At 55.9% G+C, this 20,245-nt stretch carries 18 protein-coding genes; 16 read left to right on the forward strand and 2 right to left on the reverse strand.

Annotation, left to right across the window (positions count from 1 at the left end):
- The first annotated feature begins 547 nt into the window (after positions 1–547).
- The 15 genes from CAI21_RS06480 (at position 548) to lnt (ending at position 18,785) form a co-directional block, all read left to right on the forward strand.
- Positions 548–1,459: a TolB-like translocation protein gene (locus CAI21_RS06480; protein WP_116301539.1), complete on the forward strand. Its 912-nt coding sequence runs from the start codon at positions 548–550 to the stop codon at positions 1,457–1,459.
- Positions 1,460–1,512: 53 nt separating this feature from the next.
- Positions 1,513–2,172, forward strand: coding sequence for a glycosyltransferase (locus CAI21_RS06485; protein ID WP_181919294.1), 660 nt, complete (start codon positions 1,513–1,515; stop codon positions 2,170–2,172).
- Between the two features lie 216 nt (positions 2,173–2,388).
- Positions 2,389–3,342, forward strand: coding sequence for an NAD-dependent epimerase/dehydratase family protein (locus CAI21_RS06490; protein WP_116301541.1), 954 nt, complete (start codon positions 2,389–2,391; stop codon positions 3,340–3,342).
- 261 nt (positions 3,343–3,603) lie between these two features.
- Positions 3,604–4,407, forward strand: coding sequence for an MraY family glycosyltransferase (locus CAI21_RS06495; RefSeq protein WP_258868905.1), 804 nt, complete (start codon positions 3,604–3,606; stop codon positions 4,405–4,407).
- A 390-nt stretch (positions 4,408–4,797) separates the two neighbouring features.
- Positions 4,798–6,765 carry a polysaccharide biosynthesis protein gene (locus CAI21_RS06500; RefSeq protein ID WP_116301543.1) on the forward strand — a complete coding sequence of 656 codons (1,968 nt, stop codon included), beginning with the start codon at positions 4,798–4,800 and terminating at the stop codon, positions 6,763–6,765.
- Between the two features lie 207 nt (positions 6,766–6,972).
- Entirely contained in the window at positions 6,973–7,878 is a 906-nt protein-coding gene (gene galU, locus CAI21_RS06505) for a UTP--glucose-1-phosphate uridylyltransferase GalU (RefSeq protein ID WP_116301544.1), read from the forward strand.
- A gap of 126 nt (positions 7,879–8,004) precedes the next feature.
- On the forward strand, positions 8,005–9,360 hold the full coding sequence (locus CAI21_RS06510; RefSeq protein ID WP_116301545.1) for a phosphohexomutase domain-containing protein: 1,356 nt from the start codon (positions 8,005–8,007) through the stop codon (positions 9,358–9,360).
- Between the two features lie 56 nt (positions 9,361–9,416).
- Complete coding sequence (locus CAI21_RS06515) at positions 9,417–9,965, forward strand: phosphatase PAP2 family protein (RefSeq protein ID WP_181919296.1); 549 nt, start codon at positions 9,417–9,419, stop codon at positions 9,963–9,965.
- 109 nt (positions 9,966–10,074) lie between these two features.
- Positions 10,075–11,445 carry a UDP-glucose dehydrogenase family protein gene (locus tag CAI21_RS06520; protein WP_116301547.1) on the forward strand — a complete coding sequence of 457 codons (1,371 nt, stop codon included), beginning with the start codon at positions 10,075–10,077 and terminating at the stop codon, positions 11,443–11,445.
- A gap of 136 nt (positions 11,446–11,581) precedes the next feature.
- A complete protein-coding gene (locus CAI21_RS06525; RefSeq protein ID WP_116301548.1) occupies positions 11,582–13,006 on the forward strand; it encodes a mannose-1-phosphate guanylyltransferase/mannose-6-phosphate isomerase in 1,425 nt (474 codons plus the stop codon).
- 219 nt (positions 13,007–13,225) lie between these two features.
- Positions 13,226–14,590: a tRNA (N6-isopentenyl adenosine(37)-C2)-methylthiotransferase MiaB gene (miaB, locus tag CAI21_RS06530; RefSeq protein ID WP_116301549.1), complete on the forward strand. Its 1,365-nt coding sequence runs from the start codon at positions 13,226–13,228 to the stop codon at positions 14,588–14,590.
- Positions 14,591–14,613: 23 nt separating this feature from the next.
- On the forward strand, positions 14,614–15,588 hold the full coding sequence (locus CAI21_RS06535; RefSeq protein ID WP_116301550.1) for a PhoH family protein: 975 nt from the start codon (positions 14,614–14,616) through the stop codon (positions 15,586–15,588).
- The gene (ybeY, locus tag CAI21_RS06540) at positions 15,585–16,058 is read left to right on the forward strand and encodes an rRNA maturation RNase YbeY (RefSeq protein WP_116301551.1); all 474 of its coding nucleotides are present in this window, start codon (positions 15,585–15,587) and stop codon (positions 16,056–16,058) included. Before CAI21_RS06535 ends, ybeY begins: the two co-directional genes overlap by 4 nt.
- 144 nt (positions 16,059–16,202) lie before the next feature.
- Positions 16,203–17,087 carry an HlyC/CorC family transporter gene (locus tag CAI21_RS06545; protein ID WP_116301552.1) on the forward strand — a complete coding sequence of 295 codons (885 nt, stop codon included), beginning with the start codon at positions 16,203–16,205 and terminating at the stop codon, positions 17,085–17,087.
- 129 nt (positions 17,088–17,216) lie between these two features.
- Complete coding sequence (lnt, locus tag CAI21_RS06550; protein ID WP_258868025.1) at positions 17,217–18,785, forward strand: apolipoprotein N-acyltransferase; 1,569 nt, start codon at positions 17,217–17,219, stop codon at positions 18,783–18,785.
- A gap of 121 nt (positions 18,786–18,906) precedes the next feature.
- On the opposite strand, the gene CAI21_RS23675 is transcribed toward lnt, so the two are convergent.
- The gene (locus CAI21_RS23675) at positions 18,907–19,206 is read right to left on the reverse strand and encodes a hypothetical protein (RefSeq protein ID WP_116301553.1); all 300 of its coding nucleotides are present in this window, start codon (positions 19,204–19,206) and stop codon (positions 18,907–18,909) included.
- Positions 19,207–19,283: 77 nt separating this feature from the next.
- On the opposite strand from CAI21_RS23675, the gene CAI21_RS25820 reads away from it, so the two are divergent.
- Positions 19,284–19,532 (forward strand): helix-turn-helix domain-containing protein, encoded by a 249-nt coding sequence (locus tag CAI21_RS25820; RefSeq protein ID WP_116301554.1) that lies wholly within the window; start codon positions 19,284–19,286, stop codon positions 19,530–19,532.
- 112 nt (positions 19,533–19,644) lie between these two features.
- Here the strand turns inward: CAI21_RS25820 and CAI21_RS06565 are convergent, their stop codons facing one another.
- Positions 19,645–20,169: a zinc ribbon-containing protein gene (locus tag CAI21_RS06565; RefSeq protein ID WP_116301555.1), complete on the reverse strand. Its 525-nt coding sequence runs from the start codon at positions 20,167–20,169 to the stop codon at positions 19,645–19,647.
- Positions 20,170–20,245 lie beyond the last annotated feature (76 nt).

Genomic DNA, 20,245 nt, shown 5'->3' on the forward strand with positions numbered 1-20,245 from the left:
GCAGTAAGTGCTTGTCTTGTCTCTTGCTTAGAGGGCGGGCGACTTGCAAGGGAGGTTGGTGCCGTCGGATGTGGGGTAGTTAGGGCACGTATGGCGGAAAGGGCGCACTCCTCTGGCTTTCAGGGTAGGGAAATTGCGAACTTTATTAATGCGGCGGAGGCTCGGGATGTATAGAGATTGTGATCAGTATGAGTGGTAGTTATGGCGGCTTTGAGCGAGCCATTGCCCGCAGCCTTGATCGGCTTCCTGGGGTTAAGCGTTCACTGAAGCGGTTGTATCAAGTCGGCAATTACTTGGTGTTTCGTGAGCGTGGTTTCTCCGCTAGTGTTCATGCCCATGCGTCCCTTGAAAGAGTCGAACCTGCCAACGGAGAGCCGAGTACCCCGACTTTTTTGGCTATTACGATAAATCTCCTTGGAGCTCAGCCCAGTCGGGTTTCTTATGCCATCAAGTCGAAGATGATGGGACGGCGGCGGTACTGGTAGTTGATGGGCCTGCGGCTGGCTTATTGGGTCGAACCGCGGCGTGGAGTTGGCAGCAAGGAGCAATGGCTCAGTGGGTCCAGCGAGGGCCGGATGTTGCGATTGCCTACAATGGCGTCGCTGATAACAAGCTGGTGTCGTATTGGTATTCTGCCGCGAGTGCGCAGAGTGAGGTGATTGACTGGCCAATACAAGCAGTTGCACCGGCTGGTGATTACTTTATCTCACTTAATTACTGCCGCTTGCAGAAGCTCCGGCCGGATTACGGCTATTCGGTTGAGGTTTCTAACTTCTCTGCGGAGATGGATGATGAGCAGGATGGCTTATGGGGTGTGGAGCGTGATAATGGGGCAGCTGAACTTCTCGTCAGCTTAGCCGAGCTGCGGGCTCTGACGCCCGATGCCGCTGGGGCCGATGAGCATAAGGTGAACCATGTGATGTTTAGCCCGTCAGGTAATAGGTTCATCTTCGTCTATCGTTGGTTCGGAAGTGAGGGAAAGAAGAGCCGACTGTTTCTTTATGAACGGGAAAGCGGTCGTGTGAAGCTGCTTCTTGACGAGGGCATGGTGTCGCATTACTGCTGGCGGACTGAAAGCGAAATCATTGCATATGCTCGCGGACCTGCGGGAGACGGCTACTATCAGCTTAATGTGGACACCTGTGTGGTGCAGACTTTTGCTGCAGGTTTGCTGAACCAGTTCGGCGATGGGCATCCCTCCATCTCTCCCTGCGGTGACTATTTAATCACCGACACCTATCCTGATCGTAAACGCCAACAACGGCTTTTGCTTTATTGTTTCTCTGATGGTCGAGTCGAAGAGATTGGCCGTTTCTTATTGCCCCTATGCTTTGATGGAGTGGGGCGTATCGATCTTCATCCTAGGTGGAGTCCTGATGGGCGGGCGGTTTCGGTTGACTCAGGGCATGATGGTGTTAGAGGCACATATGTCATTAATATTGAAGGCCTACTCTCGTAGGATTTGGGCCTGCCTAAGTGTAGCCATGCAGAGATAGCTGTAGGAACCATCTGTTGACTAAGACAGCATCAACTCCCCGAGTAACTGTTCTGCTCGCGGTCTATAACAGCGAGCGATCAATATCTAAGTGTGTGGAAAGCATACTCGAGCAGAGTTTCAAGGATTTTGAGCTGTTGATCGTGGACGATGGGTCGACAGATCAGACAGCGGATATAATTCGGCGGGCTTCGAAGAAAGATAACCGGATCCGTATCTTGTCAAACTCAAGCAATTTAGGGCTCGGGGCGAGCTTGGCTTGGGGAGTTGATGAGGCTGTTGGTGAATATTTGATTCGTATTGATGCTGATGATGTCTGTCTACCTGATCGCCTTGAAAGGCAGGTGCGGCACCTGGATCAGAACCCGGAAGTTGATGTGTTAGGTGGTGCGGCGCTGGAAGTGGACAGTTCAGGAAAACAAATTGGGGTGCGGTGCATGCCTGCGGAGCATGATGATATTATGGCATGTATCTGGGCTAACCCCTTTATTCATCCAACGGTCGCCTTTCGTCGCCGTCGTCTTCTAGATGTTGGCAGTTATGATCCTGAGTTGCGAAGGCGCCAGGACTATGAACTGTGGTTTCGATGTGCCGAGCGAGGGTTGAGGTTCGCTAACTTGCAAGAGCCTCTGATTTACTACTTTTTGATGAGAATACACACCGTAAACAACCGTTAAGGTTAGCTTTACAACAGGCGGGGATTGGATGGCGGGGTGCCGGCGATTGAGGCTTCCCTTGTGGCAGCAGCTAGCGGTTTCAGTGCCGTTAATTCGTGCACTATTACCGGCTCCAGTTCAACATTTTTTATACAAGGCTCTGAGCATTGTAGATCCTCGGAAGAGAGGAGCGCGTAAAAGCGAGTCTTGTCTTTGAGTAAATAGTTGGCTGTTTCTATGACTGTCGCCATTACTGGGGCTGGAGGCTTTATTGGGCGTGTACTCGCTCATCGCTTACACGAAGGGCCTACTAACCCTATATCTATATCAAGTCAATGGAAAGAGCTGCCCGGAGGCCGTCCCACTCCGTCATTGCTCGATGTTGATGGCTGGGCTCGTTCCTTTAAAGGGGCGGAAGTGGTCGTTCATCTTCTTGGTCGCGCTCATATACTCAGGGAGCGACAAGGGAATCCTAGCGAGGCTTTCCGGCAAGTTAATGTAGATGCTACCCAGGCCGTTCTAGAGGGCGCGCGGCGCGCCGGGGTTCGTCGGCTTGTGTTCGTGAGTTCTGTTGGCGTTCACGGACCAGCTAATGGGCGGGTGCTCCGTGAGTCGGACGACTTAGATGCAAGCGAGCTTTATGCCCGTTCCAAGTTGGAAGCGGAGAAACTTGTAATTGAATTCGCTCAGGCAGCGGACTTTGAGTGGGTCATCGTCAGGCCTCCTCTGGTGTACGGGCCTGGATGCCCTGGCAACTTACACCGCTTGATGGAGTTGATTTACAAAGGCGTTCCTTTGCCGTTTGGCGCTGTGGCGGGTGCTCGCAGTTTGATTGGTGTTGATAATCTCTCTGATTTTCTAGTTACGTGCTCAAAACATCCTGCTGCGGCGAATCAGGCCTTTCTCGTTTCCGACGGCGAGGATATTGCTACGGGCGATTTAGTCCGTGTCCTTGCGCAGGGGATGGGGCGTTCTCCTCGATTGCTAAATGTCCCTTATGAATTGCTTCTTTGGGCCGCTAAAACTTTCAGGAAGGAAGAATTGATAAGGAAGGTGTGTGATCCGCTTCAGGTCGACTCGAAAAAGGCGAGGATCCTGTTGGGCTGGCATGAAGTTCGTTCATTGTCGGATGGGCTTCTTGCGACGGCGCGTGCGTTCAGCGAGTCAAAGAAAGGTGGGGCGGCCAAATAATGATTCTTTTCTTGAAGGGTACTGATTTTGCACGCTAGCTGGATAATGCCGTTTGCCTTGTTTATTGCGGTAGCGTTGTCCGCCGCATTCACTGCCGCTATGCGTAGGCATGCATTGGCACATTCGATGGTAGACGTGCCCAATGAGCGGAGTTCTCATGCCAACCCTACCCCACGAGGCGGCGGGGTAGCATTAGTACTGGTTTTTTCAGCTCTTTCCACTCTGTTAGCGCCTTGGCTTGGCTGGTCAGCGACAGCGCTTATGGCTATGTTGGGCGGAGGGGCCGTGGTCGCGGGTATTGGCTACTTGGACGATCATGGTGACGTCGCTGCCCGTTGGCGGCTTATGGCGCATTTTGTCGCAGCGTTCGTCGCTTTATCTGCGTTAGCGGCGCATGGCGGCTTGCCGACTGTACCCTTGGGCTCGTGGATACTTGATTTGGGCGTCTTTGGCTATCTGTTTGCGGCGCTCTTTATCGTCTGGTTGCTAAATCTTTACAACTTCATGGACGGAATCGACGGTCTGGCCGGGGTGGAGCTGGTAACCGTCTCAGGCGGCGCGGCTCTGCTGTTGTTTTGGCAAGGGGCGCCTATCTCTGCAAGCTGGTTGCTTTTGTTGGCGGCGTGCGGATTGGGGTTTCTGGTCTGGAATTGGCCACCTGCAAAAATTTTTATGGGTGATGCCGGTAGCGGTTTTTTAGGGTTCGTGCTTGCAGTCTTTGCCCTCTGGACGGGGGGCGAGGGCGGAATCGGCGTATGGGCCTGGGGGATTCTGCTGGGGGTGTTTTTAGTCGATGCGACGTGGACGCTTATTCGACGAGTTTCGCTTGGCCAGCGCTTTTACGAGGCGCATCGCATCCATGCATATCAATATGCATCACGAGAGTTTGGCGCCCATAAGCCGGTGACGTTGGGAGTCGCGGCTATTAATATCGGATGGTTGCTGCCCTGGGCAGCGTTAGCGACATGGTTTCCGGGCTTAGGCGGGCTCTTTTTGGTGATTGCGTGGGCGCCTTTGGTGTTCCTGTGCTGGTGGTTTAAAGCTGGAGTGCCGGAGAGCGCTTGATAATTTGAATTGCTTCAGCCGGTTGGGAAAGTGTAGCTCATAGCAGTTCGCTCTATACAGAGACTGATTTCCGCGTGGTTCTGTTGGTAATGGGTAAAGATATAGTGCTTGCGTAGGGTGGACGTTACGTTTTTGTTGGTTTTTGATTGATTTCTAATCTATGCGTTTTCATACAATTGCGTCTTGTGTCTCTACGCAAAGCGCCTCATCCTTAGGGGGCGGATAGCCGCCGTTGCCGGAACCAGCTGTGAACGTTTCTCGTTGCTGCCTGCATCGGCAAGGCAGGGCTATAGGGTGCTACATGCAAATTTCGGTTCGGCACCCAGGCACCCAGGCATCCGCTTGAGTCACATAGGCATGGATTTGCTGAATTAACGAGAGCTTATCTGGATGAGTCGAGTAATTAAGCGGGTTGTAATGGTTGGCGCCGATTTGGCGTTAATTCCGTTTGCGTTGTGGGGGGCGTTTGCTTTACGGCTTGGGGAATTCTTCCCACCGGAGATGGGGAGTTTCTGGTGGTTATTCCTGCTGTTGCCGTTGCTCACAGTCCCCGTCTTTGCAGCGTTGGGTTTTTATCGCATGGTGGTCCGTTATATGGGGCCGCATGCCGTCTATGCCCTATTTAAGGGCGTTACCTACTCGGCGCTGATGTTGTCGGTAATCGTGCTTATGCTCGGTTCGCAAGGCTTCCCGCGCTCGATTCTCGTCTCTTATTGGTTGATTTTGCTACTAGGCGTCGGTGGTAGCCGGTTTTTGGTGCGCGCCTGGCTACAATCGCGTTTTCGGCGTTCGGTCGAGAAAAAACCGGTCGTTATTTACGGTGCCGGGAGTTCGGGGGCTCAGCTCGCCGCGGCTTTGGCGGCCGGGTGGGAATTCCACCCCGTTGCGATGTTGGACGACGATCGTAGCCTGCATGGCAGCTTCGTTAGCGGCGTCAAAGTCTACGGGCCGGATAAGCTGGCAGATTTGATTGCCGAGTATGACGCTGAGTTTGTGATGCTCGCCATGCCCGGCGCGCCGCGTATGCGGCGGAAAGCTATCCTGCAACGTTTGGAGAGCTTCCCGGTGCATGTTAAGACGGTGCCGAGTATGGAAGACTTGGTCAGCGGCGAAGCCAAACCGGATGAGGTACGGGATGTTGAGGTTGAAGACCTCTTATGGCGCGATCCGGTGGTGCCGGATCCCGAGCTTATGAGCGCCTGTATCGCCGGCAAAAATGTTTTGGTAACAGGTGCCGGCGGTTCAATCGGCAGCGAGCTTTGCCGGCAGATTATCCGGGAGCGCCCCCAGCGTTTGGTGCTTCTGGAATTGAGCGAGTTTGGTTTGTACCGAATCGAGCGAGAGCTGATAGGGATTATCGATAAGCTCGATTATGACGTTGAGCTTATCCCCTTGCTCGGCTCGGTCACCGATCGCGACCGCATGCTGCGAATCATGCAAGCATACGATATTCAAACCGTTTATCACGCGGCCGCTTACAAGCATGTGCCGATTGTCGAGCACAATAGCATCGAAGGCTTGCGCAATAATGCCTTGGGTACTTGGTACACGGCGGAAGCGGCCCGAACGACGGGGGTTGAGCATTTCGTACTGATCTCAACGGACAAGGCAGTGCGGCCGACCAACGTTATGGGCGCTACCAAGCGCCTTGCGGAGATGGTTTTGCAGTCCATGATGGACGATCCGGGCAAGACTACATTCTGCATGGTCCGGTTTGGAAACGTATTGGGCTCCTCGGGTTCCGTTGTGCCCTTGTTCCGCGAGCAGATCAAACGAGGTGGGCCCGTCACGGTAACGCACCCGGAAATTACGCGTTATTTCATGACTATACCGGAAGCGGCTTCCTTGGTTATTCAAGCAGGGTCCATGAAGAAGGGCGGCGATGTATTCGTCTTAGATATGGGTGACTCTGTCCGCATCGTGGATCTAGCCCGGAAGATGATCCATTTGATGGGCTACGAGGTGCGGGACGATAAACATCCGCATGGCGATATCGAAATCCGGTTCACGGGCTTGCGCCCGGGCGAGAAGTTGTACGAAGAGCTGTTGATCGGAGATAACGTTTCCGGTACGGCGCATCCGAAGATTTTCCGAGCCGAGGAATGGGCGCCGAGCTGGGAGCAGATGAGCGCTCTGCTGCTTGAGCTTGAGACGGCGGCGAAGAACTGCGATGTCGCGACGGTGCAGCGAATTTTGGAAGAAATGGTGCACGGCTTCTCGCCACAGGGTGCCCTGCCTGATTTAGTCTGGGCACGCAGCCAAGGCCAAACGGCTGTCGGCAATGCTGCGGCTGTGGTTGCTAACAATGTGGCGCAGTTCCAGCCGCGAGCGCGCGACTTAGATAAGAGTACGCGTTAGCCGTAAATAGTCCGTTTGTCGTTTGCTCTGTCGCTATGGGTCGGTTGATACTTGGCGACAGGGTTTATGAGGTTTCTATCGCTGGAGCAACGGTAGGCTGGCGTTTGAACAAACGGCCTGAGGCATCGTGCTCTGCCTTCCGTTTTCGTTAAAGTTGAATGCATTCCGGTTCGTCCCCGAATGCCGAAGGTCCTTTACGAGAAAACTATGGATAAGATTCGAAAGTGTGTGTTTCCCGTAGCGGGCTTAGGTACCCGTTTTTTGCCGGCTACTAAGGCTAGCCCGAAGGAAATGCTGCCGGTCGTTGATAAGCCGCTTATTCAGTATGCGGTAGAAGAGGCAGTCGCCGCCGGTGTGGAAACAATGATTTTCATCACCGGCCGAACGAAGCGTCCGATTGAGGATCATTTCGATAAGGCGCCCGAACTTGAGCGGGAGCTTGAAGAGCGGGGCAAAAAAGCGCTGCTGCAGACCGTTGCCGAAACTACACCGGACGGTATCGAGTGCATTTTCATTCGCCAAGGCGAGGCGCTGGGTTTGGGGCATGCGGTGCTGCGGGCGAAATCCGTGGTGGGCGATGAGCCGTTTTCGGTTATTTTGGCGGACGATTTGATCGATGCCGGCAAACAGGGCGTGCTTGCTCAAATGACGCGCTTATTCGAGCGGCATCAATGCTCCTTGTTAGGTGTCGAGCGAGTGCCGGAGGATGAGACGAACAAGTACGGCGTGGTGAGCCCGACGCCGTTTGCAGAGCGTTTACAGGCTGTCGATGCCATCGTTGAGAAGCCGCCGGTCGATAAGGCGCCTTCGAACTTGGCCGTTGTCGGCCGCTATGTGCTGACCCCGCGCATTTTCGATTTGTTGGAGCGAACCGAACGCGGCGCGGGTAACGAAATCCAGCTCACGGATGCGATCGCCGCGCTGCTTAAGGAACAGCAGGTGTTGGCGTATGAGTTTGACGGTCGTCGTTACGATTGCGGCAGTAAGCTGGGTTACTTAGAGGCGACGCTGGCCTACGGCTTGGCCCATCCGGAGCTTGGCGACGGGTTTCGGGATTTGTTGCTGCAAACGGCGGCGGAGTTGGAACGCGACGCCGAAGCCTCGGCGGTGTAATTGCCGCGCGGTATGATTCTCGGCGGGAGCGGTTCGTCTGCTTCCGCCGTTTTTTGTTTCCGAGGCGGTTTAAGCTGCCTGATGCCGCTGCCCTAGTCGCTTAACAAGAAGAAGGAACAAACCGATATGAGCGAGCTGACTTGCTTTAAGGCTTACGATATCCGTGGGCGGATACCCGATGAGCTGAACGAGGATATCGCTTACCGGATCGGTCGTGCTTATGCGGAATACCTGCGGCCGAAAAAGGTGGTCGTCGGGTACGACATTCGTTTATCGAGTCCGGCGATGAGCGAGGCGGTGATTAAGGGGCTCACTGAAGGTGGGGCGGATGTGTACGAGATCGGACAGTGCGGCACCGAGGAAGTCTACTTCGCCACCTTCGATAATGATATGGACGGTGGGGTTATGGTCACCGCCAGCCATAATCCAAAAGATTACAATGGCATGAAGCTCGTTCGCGAGCAATCCAAGCCTATCAGCGGAGATACGGGGCTTAAGGATATCAAGGCTCTTGCGGAAGAGAACGCATTTCCCAAGATGGCCGAGTGCGGGCGTCGTTTCGAGTTGGATCATCGGCCGCGTTACCTCGAACACCTACTGGGATATGTCGAGCGAGAGGCACTTAAGCCGCTAAAGGTGGTTGTGAATGCCGGTAACGGCGGTGCCGGAGCCGTCGTTGACCTGCTCGAACCCCACCTGCCTTTTGAGTTTATCAAGCTTCAACATGAGCCGGATGGGCATTTCCCGAACGGTGTGCCGAACCCTTTGTTGATCGAAAACCGAACGGTTACCGCCGAAGCGGTGCGCGCTCATGGCGCTGATTTAGGGTTGGCCTGGGACGGTGATTTCGACCGTTGTTTTTTCTTCGACGAAAAGGGTGAGTTTGTTGAAGGCTACTACATCGTGGGCTTGTTAGCGGAAGCTTGTCTACGGAAGCAGTCCGGGCAGAAAATCGTGCACGACCCTCGGCTTACCTGGAATACAATCGATATTTGCGGTCTTCTGGGCGGGACGCCGGTGCAGAGCAAAACAGGGCATGCCTTCATTAAGGAGCGCATGCGTAAAGAAGATGCCGCTTACGGGGGCGAGATGAGCGCGCATCACTATTTCCGCGATTTTGCATACTGCGATAGCGGTATGATTCCGTGGCTGTTGGTTGGGGAGTTGATTTCTCGTGCCGAGCGCCCTTTCTCCAGCTTACTCGCGGATCGACAGCGTAAATTCCCTGCCAGCGGCGAAATTAACCGCCGCCTAAAAGATGCCGCCGCTACGTTGCAGGCCATAGAAGCTCAATACGGCAGTACTGCGCGGTCGGTGGATCGCACCGACGGATTAAGTTTCGAGTTCGACGATTGGCGTTTCAACCTGCGTGCATCCAACACCGAGCCCGTGGTGCGATTGAATGTGGAGTCGCGCGCCGATGAGGCGCTGATGAAGGCGAAAACGGAAGAACTCTTGCGCTTCTTGGACGAGTCCGGCTAAATCGGATTATGAACCACCGGTCGATTGCTTCCTTATTTGGGATAAACCGCCAACGCGTGCGGTTTATTCGTGCGTTAACCCTGCTGTGCGCGGGTGTGCTGTTGGCGTTGCCCGCTTCGCAGGCGAGGGCGCAAGAAGTCATCGAAGTAACCGGCAACGCCTTGCGCGTTTTCTTGCCGGCAGCCGCTTGGGCCGCCACGTATGTGGATCAGGACGGCGAAGGCCGGGATCAATTCTACTGGGCCTTGGGTAGTACGGTGGTAACCACCGTTGCATTAAAGCTCGCCGTGGATAGCGAAGGGCCCGATGGGCAAGCCTACGCGTTTCCCTCTGGGCATACTTCCATGGCATTTTCCTCCGCGTCGTTTATTCAGCGGCGCTACGGTTGGCGTTACGCTTGGCCGATTTACGGTTTGGCCGGTGTCGTCGGTTGGAGCCAATTGGAGTCGGATCAGGCGGATTGGGAGGATGTGGTGGCAGGAGCGGCTATCGGTTTTGCCTTTACGTGGTTATTCGTTGAGCCGCGGCCGGAGGATAACCCGGTCGAGTTCAGCGTAAACGTTGCACCCGACGAATACAGCGTTGGGGTGCGTTGGCGGTGGTGAGTACGCGAGCACGCATTTGTTTTGCTGTTGCTGTACCCTCTGCCGCAGAGTGCTATAGAGCTTATTGGTTTAACCAGGGATAGGCTAACAACTAATTGGAAGAGCGATTATGAAGATTACGATTTTCGGTACGGGTTATGTGGGTCTCGTAACCGGCACTTGCTTCGCGGAAGTAGGCAATGACGTTGTTTGCGTCGATGTGGATGCCGATAAAATCGAGCGGCTGAATAAAGGCGAAGTGCCTATTTACGAGCCAGGGCTCGAAGAACTCGTAGACCGTAATCGAAAAGCTGGTCGGCTGCGTTTTACAACGGACGCCAAAGCCGGTGTCGAGCATGGTTTGTTCCAATTTATCGCGGTCGGTACCCCACCGGACGAAGACGGCTCGGCCGATTTGCAGTACGTCTTGGCCGTGGCCGGCACGATTGCCGAGCACATGAGCGACTATAAAGTTGTGGTGGATAAATCCACCGTGCCGGTAGGAACGGCCGACAAAGTGCGCGCGCGGATAGCCGAGGTGCTGGCTAAGCGTGGTGCAAGCTTAGAGTTCGACGTGGTGTCTAACCCCGAGTTTCTAAAAGAAGGTGCCGCGGTTAACGACTTCATGAAGCCTGATCGCATCATCGTCGGTACCGATAATCCACGCACCACCGAGTTGCTACGGGCTTTGTATGCCCCGTTTAACCGCAATCACGATCGTTTGATCGACATGGATATTCGCTCTGCGGAGCTGACCAAGTATGCAGCCAACGCGATGTTGGCCACCAAGATCAGCTTCATGAACGAGTTGGCTAACTTGGCCGACCGTTTAGGCGCCGATATCGAGCACGTGCGCATCGGCATCGGTTCCGACCCGCGTATCGGATATTCCTTTATTTATCCAGGCTGCGGTTACGGCGGTTCTTGCTTTCCGAAAGATGTGCAGGCCTTAGCGCGTACCGCGTCCGAAGTCGGGTACGATGCGCAGCTGTTGCAATCGGTGGAAGACGTTAATCTGCGTCAGAAAGAAGTGCTATTTGCCAAGATCAAGCAGCACTTCGGCGATTTGGCCGGCCGCCGCATCGCTCTTTGGGGTTTGGCTTTCAAGCCGGAAACGGACGACATGCGCGAAGCGGCAAGTCGCCGTTTAATGGAAGCCTTGTGGGAGGCGGGCGCAACGGTTGCCGCCTTCGACCCGGAGGCGATGGAGGAAGCGAGCCGTATCTACGGGAAGCGTGCGGACTTGCAGCTATGCAGCAGCGCGGAGCAGGCCTTGGAAGGTGCTGACGCACTGGCGATTGTCACCGAATGGTCGGTTTTCCGCAGCCCGGATTTCGCCGGCATGAAGCAGCGTCTGAAGCAGCCGGTAATTTTCGATGGGCGTAATCTGTACGATCCGGATCGCTTGGCCGCTCAGGGCTTCCACTACTATGCTATCGGTCGCCCGGTGCAAGAGCCGACGAGCGAAGGTAGCAGCGTTCGCTTGGCGACTGGCGCATAAAAGCCACATTGGCCGATCGGCGGCATAGCTGCCGGTCGGCCTTCTCCTCCTTGCCCCTTGCATCTCGTTTTAGCAGCACAAACTAAAGAAGGTGTTGCTAAACGGGCCGTGCGGCCCAGTCAGGGCAGGGAGGGTTATGATTACGCCGTTGATCCTTTCGGGAGGTTCGGGGACGCGGCTATGGCCGCTATCGCGCGAGGCTTATCCCAAACAATTCCTACCCTTAAACGGCGACGGCAGCCTGTTTCAGGCCACGTTGGAGCGTTTACGTGCTTTGCCGCAGTTTGCCGCGCCACTGGTGGTTTGCAATCAAACGCATCGGTTTATGGTGGCCCAGCAGATGTACGAGGCGGGCTTCGAACCGGGTGCTATTTTGTTAGAGCCGCTTGGACGTAATACGGCCCCGGCCGTTGCTCTTGGCGCCCTCCAGGCCTTGGAGAGCGATCCCGATGCCACACTGTTAGTGTTACCCGCCGATCATGTGATCAACCAAGCCGAGCGTTTCGCCTATGCCGTTAAAGAAGGCGAAATGGCTGCTCGGCAAGGTGCCTTGGTAACGTTCGGGGTTCTGCCTACGCGAGCGGAAACCGGGTACGGATATATTAAAGGCGAAGGCGCCGATGGCGTTGTTCAGCGTGTCGAGCGTTTCGTCGAGAAGCCTGATCTTGAGACTGCCGAGCGTTATATAACGAGTGGCGCCTATTATTGGAACAGCGGCATTTTCATGTTTCGGGCAGATCGCTACCTCGATACTTTGGCGCGGTATGAGCCGGATATGGTCGAGGCCTGTCGGCAAGCGCACGCTGCGGCAACCCGCGATCTCGATTTTATTCGAATCGACGAATTGGCCTTTGCGCGCTGCCCCTCGAACTCGATCGATTATGCCGTTATGGAACGCACCGACGAGGCCGTCGTCGTGGCGATGGACGCAGAATGGAGCGATCTTGGATCGTGGGCTGCGTTGCAGGATGTTGCAGCGCGCGACGAAGACGATAACGTTCTACTCGGCGATGTGTTAGCGGCCGACAGTCGCGGCTGTTATTTACGGGCCGAAAGCCGTTTATTAGCGACCGTTGGTTTGCAGGATCACGTGGTTGTGGAAACCGCCGACGCTGTATTGGTCGCCCACCGGGATCGCGTGCAGGACGTTAAGATAATTGTCCAGCGTTTACAGGACGCCAAACGAGACGAATGCACCAACCATCGACGCGTCTACCGCCCCTGGGGTTCCTACGAAGGCGTGGCTATGGCGGACCGCTTCCAAGCGAAACGCATCGTCGTCAACCCAGGGCACCAGCTTTCGCTGCAAATGCACCACCATCGGGCCGAGCACTGGATCGTCGTGCGGGGAACGGCAGAGGTGGAGTGCGACGGCAAAACCTTTCTTTTATCCGAAGACGAATCGACTTACATTCCCCTCGGTACGCGCCATCGCCTGAAGAACCCAGGCGTGATCCCGTTGGAGTTGATCGAAGTGCAAACCGGCTCTTATCTTGGAGAGGACGATATCATCCGCTTCGAAGACAATTACGGCCGTGGCTCCAGCCTTGCTGCCGGATGAAACCGGACCTCTGCCTCTCGACCATAAGTCAGTCGGAAGGTATCCTTGCGCTAAATAGATTAGCCAAGCGCTTGTTCTCGCCCAAAGCTCTTGTTTTCGTGAGTGTTGGGCTGCCGGATCGGCGTTGGATCGCTTGCTGGTGGCTGAGATAATGCGCGACCTCGCCGAGGTTGGGTTTATTGCTTTCAGTCGCCAGTGAGGCTTAAGGAGCGCAAGAGTATGCCTCGCAAGGTTTACATTAAAACTCACGGTTGCCAGATGAATGAGTACGACTCGGCCAAGATGGCCGACGTGCTGGTGAAAAACCGTGATTTCGAACGTGTGGACTCCCCAGAGGAGGCCGACGTTATTCTGCTGAATACCTGCTCCATTCGGGAGAAAGCCCAGGAGAAGGTATTTTCGCAGCTCGGGCAGTGGAAGCCGCTGAAGGATAAGAACCCTGACTTAGTAATCGGCGTCGGCGGCTGTGTTGCTAGTCAGGAAGGGGAAGCGCTGGTCAAGCGCGCGCCTTATGTCGATGTCGTGTTCGGCCCGCAGACCTTGCACCGTTTGCCGGAAATGTACGACGCAGCCCGTGAGGTCCGCAGGCCGCAGGTTGACATCAGCTTTCCGGAAATCGAAAAGTTCGACCGCTTACCGGAGCCGCGTGCCGAGGGCCCGACCGCGTTCGTTTCCATCATGGAAGGCTGTAGTAAATATTGCACCTTCTGCGTCGTTCCCTACACGCGCGGTGAAGAAATCAGTCGCCCGTTCGATGACGTAATTGCCGAGGTGGCACAACTGGCCGAGCAAGGCGTGCGGGAAGTGACCCTGTTAGGGCAAAACGTGAACGCTTATCAAGGCCCGATGGACGATGGCGGTACCGCTGACTTGGCGCTGCTGGTGAACTTCATCGCCGCCATCGACGGCATCGGCCGCATCCGGTATACCACCTCGCATCCGGTAGAGTTCTCCGATGCGTTGATCGAAGCCTATGCTGAGGTACCTGAGTTGGTAGACCATCTGCACTTGCCGGTGCAAAGCGGCTCCAACCGTATTCTTGCTGCAATGAAGCGCGGGCATACTGCTCAGGAGTTCATCGAAAAAATCGACAAGTTGCGGGAAATTCGGCCCAATATCAGTGTTTCGTCGGACTTCATCGTCGGCTTTCCGGGCGAAACGGAAGCAGAGTTTGAAGAAACCATGGCCTTGATCGAACGGATCGGTTTCGATCAATCGTTTAGTTTCGTCTACAGTCCGCGCCCCGGCACTCCCGCTGCGCTATTGGTAGACCGTCTGCCGGAAGAGGAAAAACGCCGTCGTTTGCATCGCCTGCAAGAGGTGGTTAACGCCAATGCGCGACGCATCAGCGAGCGCATGGTCGGCACGGTGCAACGGGTATTGGTGGATCGGCCGTCGAAGAAAGACCCCTTGCAATTAGCAGGGCGGACGGAGAACAATCGGGTGGTGAACTTTACCGGCCAACCGCGGTTGATCGGCCACTTTGTCAACGTCCGCATCACCGAGGCGCTGCCGAACTCTTTGCGAGGCGAAATTGTCGAATTCAATGACGATCGGGCATCTGCCGAGGCATTGCAGGCCTGACTAACAGAGGTACCGTTGCACTCTTGAGCGAACATCCAGATAGCATCGATTTCACGCTGGAGCCGGCCGATAACCAACGCTTAGCGCGCCTATCGGGGCAGCTTGACGAAAACCTGCGGCAGTTGGAGCGCCGACTTGGCGTTGAGATCAGTAACCGCGGCCATCGGTTTCGCGTCATCGGCGCATCGACGGCGATCCAACAGGCGCAGCATTTGCTGGAAGAGCTTTATCAGGTCGCCGGCAAAGGCGACTTGAGCCCGGACCGGGTACATCTGCACTTGCAGGAATCGGCGCTCGAACAGCGACGGCAAGCCGAAGGCGAGGTAGAAGAGGTCATCGTCTCGACGCCGAAGGCACAGATCCGGGGCAGAGGGCCGAACCAGCAACGTTACCTCAATAATATTCTCGACCACGACCTCAACTTCGGCGTGGGGCCGGCCGGTACCGGTAAGACGTACTTGGCCGTCGCTTGCGCCGTCAACGCACTCGAGGCCGGCGATGTTCGCCGTCTCGTCTTGGTGCGGCCGGCGGTAGAGGCGGGCGAGCGCCTGGGCTTTTTGCCGGGGGATTTGGCGCAAAAGGTTGATCCTTACCTGCGGCCCTTATACGACGCCTTGTTTGAAATGCTCGGCTTCGAGCGGGTCGGGAAACTGATCGAGCGTAATGTTATCGAGGTGGCACCGCTGGCATACATGCGCGGCCGCACGCTGAATCATTCGTTTATTATCCTCGACGAGGCGCAAAATACGACCGTCGAGCAGATGAAGATGTTCCTGACTCGGATCGGTTTTGGCTCGACGGTTGTCGTGACGGGCGACGTGACGCAGGTCGATTTGCCACACGGAAAGCGCTCGGGCTTGCGCGATGCGATCGAAGTGTTGAGCGACGTCGACGGCGTCAGCTTTACCTTCTTCAACGCCCAGGATGTCGTTCGCCATGCCCTGGTGCAGCGTATCGTTACCGCCTACGACCGACACGAGATGGAAAGCCAGGCGTGAGTGTCGAGCTCGATCTTCAGCGTGTCTATGACGGCGACGATGTGCCGACGGCCGAGGACGTGCAGCGTTGGAGCGAAGCCGCTCTCAAAGGGCGCCGCGACTTCGCCGAACTTACGGTTCGCATTACCGGGGAAGAAGAAAGCCGTGCCTTGAACCGCGACTACCGTGGTAAGGATAAACCGACCAACGTGCTTTCCTTCCCTTTCGAGGCGCCCCCTGGGGTCGAGCTCGAACTTCTTGGCGATCTCGTTATTTGCGCGCCGGTCGTTGCCCGCGAAGCGCAGGAGCAGGGGAAGCCGCTTATGGCGCATTGGGCGCACATGATCGTGCATGGGGTGTTACATCTCCTGGGTTACGATCATCAGGAGGACGCCGAGGCCGAAGCGATGGAAAGCCTGGAGGTCGAGATTCTGGCAGGGTTGGGTATGCCCGACCCATATTCAGAGTCGCCTGTCGGTGCCGACAAATAGACTATGGAAATACGGGAGTATCGCCACTAAACTCGAAGGCAGGCTTTTAGTGGAAACGCTGAACAGTTGGTTAGTTGATCGGTCTAGCCTTATTGGGCTGACCCATCAACTAAGCAACTTTCAGTGGCCACTAACTAGAGAGCAATGAGCGAGGACCGACCTAGGAATAATAACGGCCATAAAGGCTGGCTCGAGCGATTGGGCCAGGTATTTGGCGGCAGCGAGCCGGAGGACAGGAACGAGTTAGTCGAACTACTCCGTGACTCGCATCAGCGTGGACTTATGGATGCGGACGCGCTGGCCATGATAGAAGGCGTATTGCACGTTTCCGAACTGCAAGCGCGGGATATCATGATCCCTCGTGCCCAAGTAGCGGTACTAACCCGAGAGAGTGACCCCAGAGCACTCTTGCCCACGATTGTCGAGACCGGTTACTCCCGGTTTCCCGTTGTTGGCGAGAGCCGTGACGATGTCATCGGCATTCTGCTGGCAAAGGATCTCCTGAAGTATTTTTACGCGGAGAATGACGAGCTGTTCGATATGCGCGAGTTGTTGCGCCCGGCGCTTTTCATCCCCGAGAGTAAGCGGTTGGATGCTTTGCTCAAACAATTTCAAGAGAGTCGTCACCATCTTGCCGTAGTGGTGGACGAGTATGGCGGGATGGCTGGCTTGGTCACGATTGAGGATGTCATCGAGCAGATCGTCGGCGAGATCGACGACGAGCACGATTTTGACGAAGACTCCTACATCCTTAGCCACGAGCATGGACGCAGCATCGTCAAAGCGCTAACTCCGATCGGCGACTACAACGAACACTTCGGCACCGATCTGAGCGACGAAGAGTTCGATACCATCGGCGGTTTGGTAGCGCATGAATTTGGCCATATGCCGCGGCGAGGAGAGTCGGTGGTTATCGGCGACCAACGCCTGCAGGTGATACGGGCCGACAACCGCCGTATTCACCTGCTGATGGTGGCGGATGTGAGCGAAAGCGAAGCACGCGACCGCGTGGTTGCCGCCCATCATTGATGCGCTGTCGCAGCCCTTTGCCCGAGCGTAGGGCAAAGGGCGGCATTCGTCCGAGAACGCTGTCCTACCGAAGGACTACCATTTGCGGTAGCCTTCCCACTGCAACCCTTACCTTGCAACGGAAAGCCCATGAACATTGCTGAGCGTACAGCTATGCCCGCGGCGGATGCCCAACAAGCCGAGTACACATTGAGACTAAGCTACCGCTTGTCGGGATGGCCGGGGCTGGTGGCCGCGCTATTGGCGGGCGCCATACTGCCGCTTGCGTTCGCACCGCTGCAGTGGGCGTGGTTAGCCGTTGGCTCGCCGGCTGTCCTGTTTGCGATTGTTGCGGTTGCTCCCTATCGACAAGCGTTGCGGGCCGGCTACTTATTCGGCCTGGGTTTTTTCGGCACCGGTGTCTCGTGGGTGTATGTCAGCGTGGCGGTTTTTGGTGCTGCCGGTTGGATGCTGGCGGTGCCGTTGGTGGCTATCTTCGTTGCGCTATTGGCGCTGTTTCCCTGGGTGATGGTCTGGCTTGCCGAACGGCTGCGGCGGGCACCAAGCTTTCGCTTCCTGGTACTGGTGTTGCCGGCCCTATGGTTAGGCTTAGAGTGGGTGCGAAGCTGGTTGCTAACCGGCTTTCCTTGGCTGCTTCTAGGTTATAGCCAAACCGACACTTGGCTGGCCGGTGTGGCGCCGGTGTTCGGCGTGTTTGCGCTAAGCTGGCTGGTGGCCACCGTTGCCGGTTTATTAGCTTGGGTGGTACTTGCGCCTTCGGGGCGTCGTGGCGGCATCGCCGCTGGTATCGTCGCGGCAGTATTGCTAATTGGTCCGGTGTTGGATCGGGAGTGGACGGAGCCTAGCGGCGAGCCTTTTACTGCCGTACTGATCCAAGGCAATATGCCGCAGGATGTTAAATGGGACCCGGAGTATTTGCAGGCTACCAAGGATCGCTACCTCGAGTTGACCCGTCAGCACTGGGATGCCGATTTAATCATCTGGCCGGAGAGCGCGATCCCGTTATTGCGGCATCAAGTGGAAAGCGATTATCTGCGCCCGCTAGCAGAAGAGGCCGAAGCCCATCAAACGGATGTCTTGCTTGGTATCCCGGTCTTCAATTTCGAGACGCGGGAATTCTATAACAGCATGGTCAGTATTACCGGCGAGGGCGGGCAATACGATAAGCGGCATTTGGTGCCGTTTGGAGAGTACTTGCCGCTGCGCAGCGTATTCGGTCAGGCCCTCGATATACTAGGGGCCCCGATGGCGGATTTCGTACCGGGCGGCCCTCCGGTGCCTTTGACTGGGGCTGGTCTGCCCTTAGCGGTGTCGATTTGCTACGAGGTCGTCTTCGGGCGCCAAATGACGCAGTTGCTGCCAGACGCCGCGGTGCTGGTCAACGTCAGTAACGACGCTTGGTTCGGCGACTCCCTGGGGCCGCATCAACACTTGCAGATCGCTCGCATGCGGGCTTTGGAAGCCGGTCGCGAAATGCTGCGCGGAACTAACACCGGCATTACCGTATTCATCGACCACCGAGGCCAGATTACCCACCGCGCGCCGCAATTCGAAACCACGACCTTGGTTGCCGAAGTCACGCCGCGCCAAGGTGCCACACCCTATGTCCGCTGGAACGATGTGCCCGTATTAGCGGCGCTGGGGCTGTTGCTATTGGGGCTCGCGGCAGCAGAGTTCATTCGCCGCCGGCGGCGGTGACGATGATCTGTTATTACGCGTAGAGGGTTGGGTAGAGGCGAAGCCGAAACCCAATCTTCTCACCAGCCTTTACGAATCCAAGCCCGCTACTTTGAGCGCCTCCCGGTGGAATGCTGCTCAGTTATGCGGATTTTTTCTTCATACGTAGAGCGTGATGGTGGTCCTCAAGGAAGAGGAGCAGCTCCGGGTCGGATGGTAGGCGCTGTGCCAACTCAAGCATACCGTTGATTTCGTAGATGCGCCGGGTCAGCCTAGGTGTGTAGTTATCGGTTTGTCGCGCAGCCGCGAGTTGCCTGACCGTCTGTTCTCGAACGGCTCTGATCGTGTCCCGCGTTTCTGTATCGTGGGAGTCGCAGGCTTCGTTTGTCTTAGACTCTTGTCTCTCGTTCGCGTATTTGCAGGTGCAGTATATCGGCTCCATAACCCAACTCCATGGTCAATAAAATTCCAATTATTCGATTTTGGCATATTTCCCTATGGTAGGTAAATCATGCCTAAATGAGTTCTATCCATGACAACCGTTTCTCAAAGCTGGTCGCAGAGCTGCGCTTGGCGCGTACAAACAAAGGCGTTACGCAGGTCGAGCTTGCCGAGAGGTTAGGTATTCAGCAGTCAGATGTGTCAAAGGTCGAAAAATGCCAGCGACGGTTGGATATCATTGAGTTGGTGGACTGGTTAACAGCCCTTGATGAGGATCCCTGCCTATTTCTGCAGCGTGCGGGCTTACTCGCCCCAGGAGCCCAATAAAAACGGACGGCGGCTGGTGAACACTAGTCGGTAGGTTGGGTAGAGGCGAAGCCGAAACCCAACACTCCCGCCTAGGCGCGGAGGACCTTTCATACCCCTATGTTAGCGGTAGTCACGAATCCGGTGCTTTTCTCGCTGTGCGAATAAACCGCGAGTGATGGCAACTCGGGCAAGGGGGTATGTGGCCGGTTTGCGAGAAGTGGATTTCTTTTCCGCAGTTGAGGCAGCTGAGCGAACCGGGGCCGGCGATTTCGCCCGTGTGGTATTCCTCGGGCATATTGGCCGCTTCTTGAAACTGCAGTAATTCAACTTTGGTTTGGTCCGCCACGGAGGTGAAGCGGTCCCAAATCCAGTTTTCGATCAGTTGCAGGTCCATCTGCAGCCAGGTTCGATAGTCTTTGTCCGAGCTGGCGACATATTGCGCTGCGTCCTGAATGTCGCGGCGTACGAAGTCGCTGATGTTCTCGGCTTCTTCGCGGGTGAGTTCGCCGAGTTCAACCGCTCGCTTTTTTACGCCATCCAGCGCTTCTTTTAAGCCTTGCGGCTCCGACGAGCGCATCAATTCGTTCAAGCGTTCAAGCATGCGCTCGTAAGCGTAAACGCGCCGCCGTTTCTCTTCGTCACGGTCGTTGCTCATGGCGTCTCCCGTAAAATTGTTTGCGCTCTCTTTCAATGTATACGCCGGGAATGGACGAATGCCAAGTCCGGAGCGG

It is taken from the genome of Alkalilimnicola ehrlichii (assembly GCF_003399765.1).
Lineage (GTDB): Bacteria > Pseudomonadota > Gammaproteobacteria > Nitrococcales > AK92 > AK92.

Bases quoted from the DNA above. Each gene is read 5' to 3' on its own strand.
- CAI21_RS06480 (WP_116301539.1), top strand. From the start codon at position 548: ATGGCTCAGTGGGTCCAGCGAGGGCCGGATGTTGCGATTGCCTACAAT.
- CAI21_RS06490 (WP_116301541.1), top strand. From the start codon at position 2,389: ATGACTGTCGCCATTACTGGGGCTGGAGGCTTTATTGGGCGTGTACTC.
- CAI21_RS06495 (WP_258868905.1), top strand. From the start codon at position 3,604: ATGGCTATGTTGGGCGGAGGGGCCGTGGTCGCGGGTATTGGCTACTTG.
- CAI21_RS06500 (WP_116301543.1), top strand. From the start codon at position 4,798: ATGAGTCGAGTAATTAAGCGGGTTGTAATGGTTGGCGCCGATTTGGCG.
- galU (WP_116301544.1), top strand. From the start codon at position 6,973: ATGGATAAGATTCGAAAGTGTGTGTTTCCCGTAGCGGGCTTAGGTACC.
- CAI21_RS06510 (WP_116301545.1), top strand. From the start codon at position 8,005: ATGAGCGAGCTGACTTGCTTTAAGGCTTACGATATCCGTGGGCGGATA.
- CAI21_RS06520 (WP_116301547.1), top strand. From the start codon at position 10,075: ATGAAGATTACGATTTTCGGTACGGGTTATGTGGGTCTCGTAACCGGC.
- CAI21_RS06525 (WP_116301548.1), top strand. From the start codon at position 11,582: ATGATTACGCCGTTGATCCTTTCGGGAGGTTCGGGGACGCGGCTATGG.
- miaB (WP_116301549.1), top strand. From the start codon at position 13,226: ATGCCTCGCAAGGTTTACATTAAAACTCACGGTTGCCAGATGAATGAG.
- CAI21_RS06545 (WP_116301552.1), top strand. From the start codon at position 16,203: ATGAGCGAGGACCGACCTAGGAATAATAACGGCCATAAAGGCTGGCTC.
- lnt (WP_258868025.1), top strand. From the start codon at position 17,217: ATGAACATTGCTGAGCGTACAGCTATGCCCGCGGCGGATGCCCAACAA.
- CAI21_RS23675 (WP_116301553.1), bottom strand. From the start codon at position 19,206: ATGGAGCCGATATACTGCACCTGCAAATACGCGAACGAGAGACAAGAG.
- CAI21_RS25820 (WP_116301554.1), top strand. From the start codon at position 19,284: ATGAGTTCTATCCATGACAACCGTTTCTCAAAGCTGGTCGCAGAGCTG.
- CAI21_RS06565 (WP_116301555.1), bottom strand. From the start codon at position 20,169: ATGAGCAACGACCGTGACGAAGAGAAACGGCGGCGCGTTTACGCTTAC.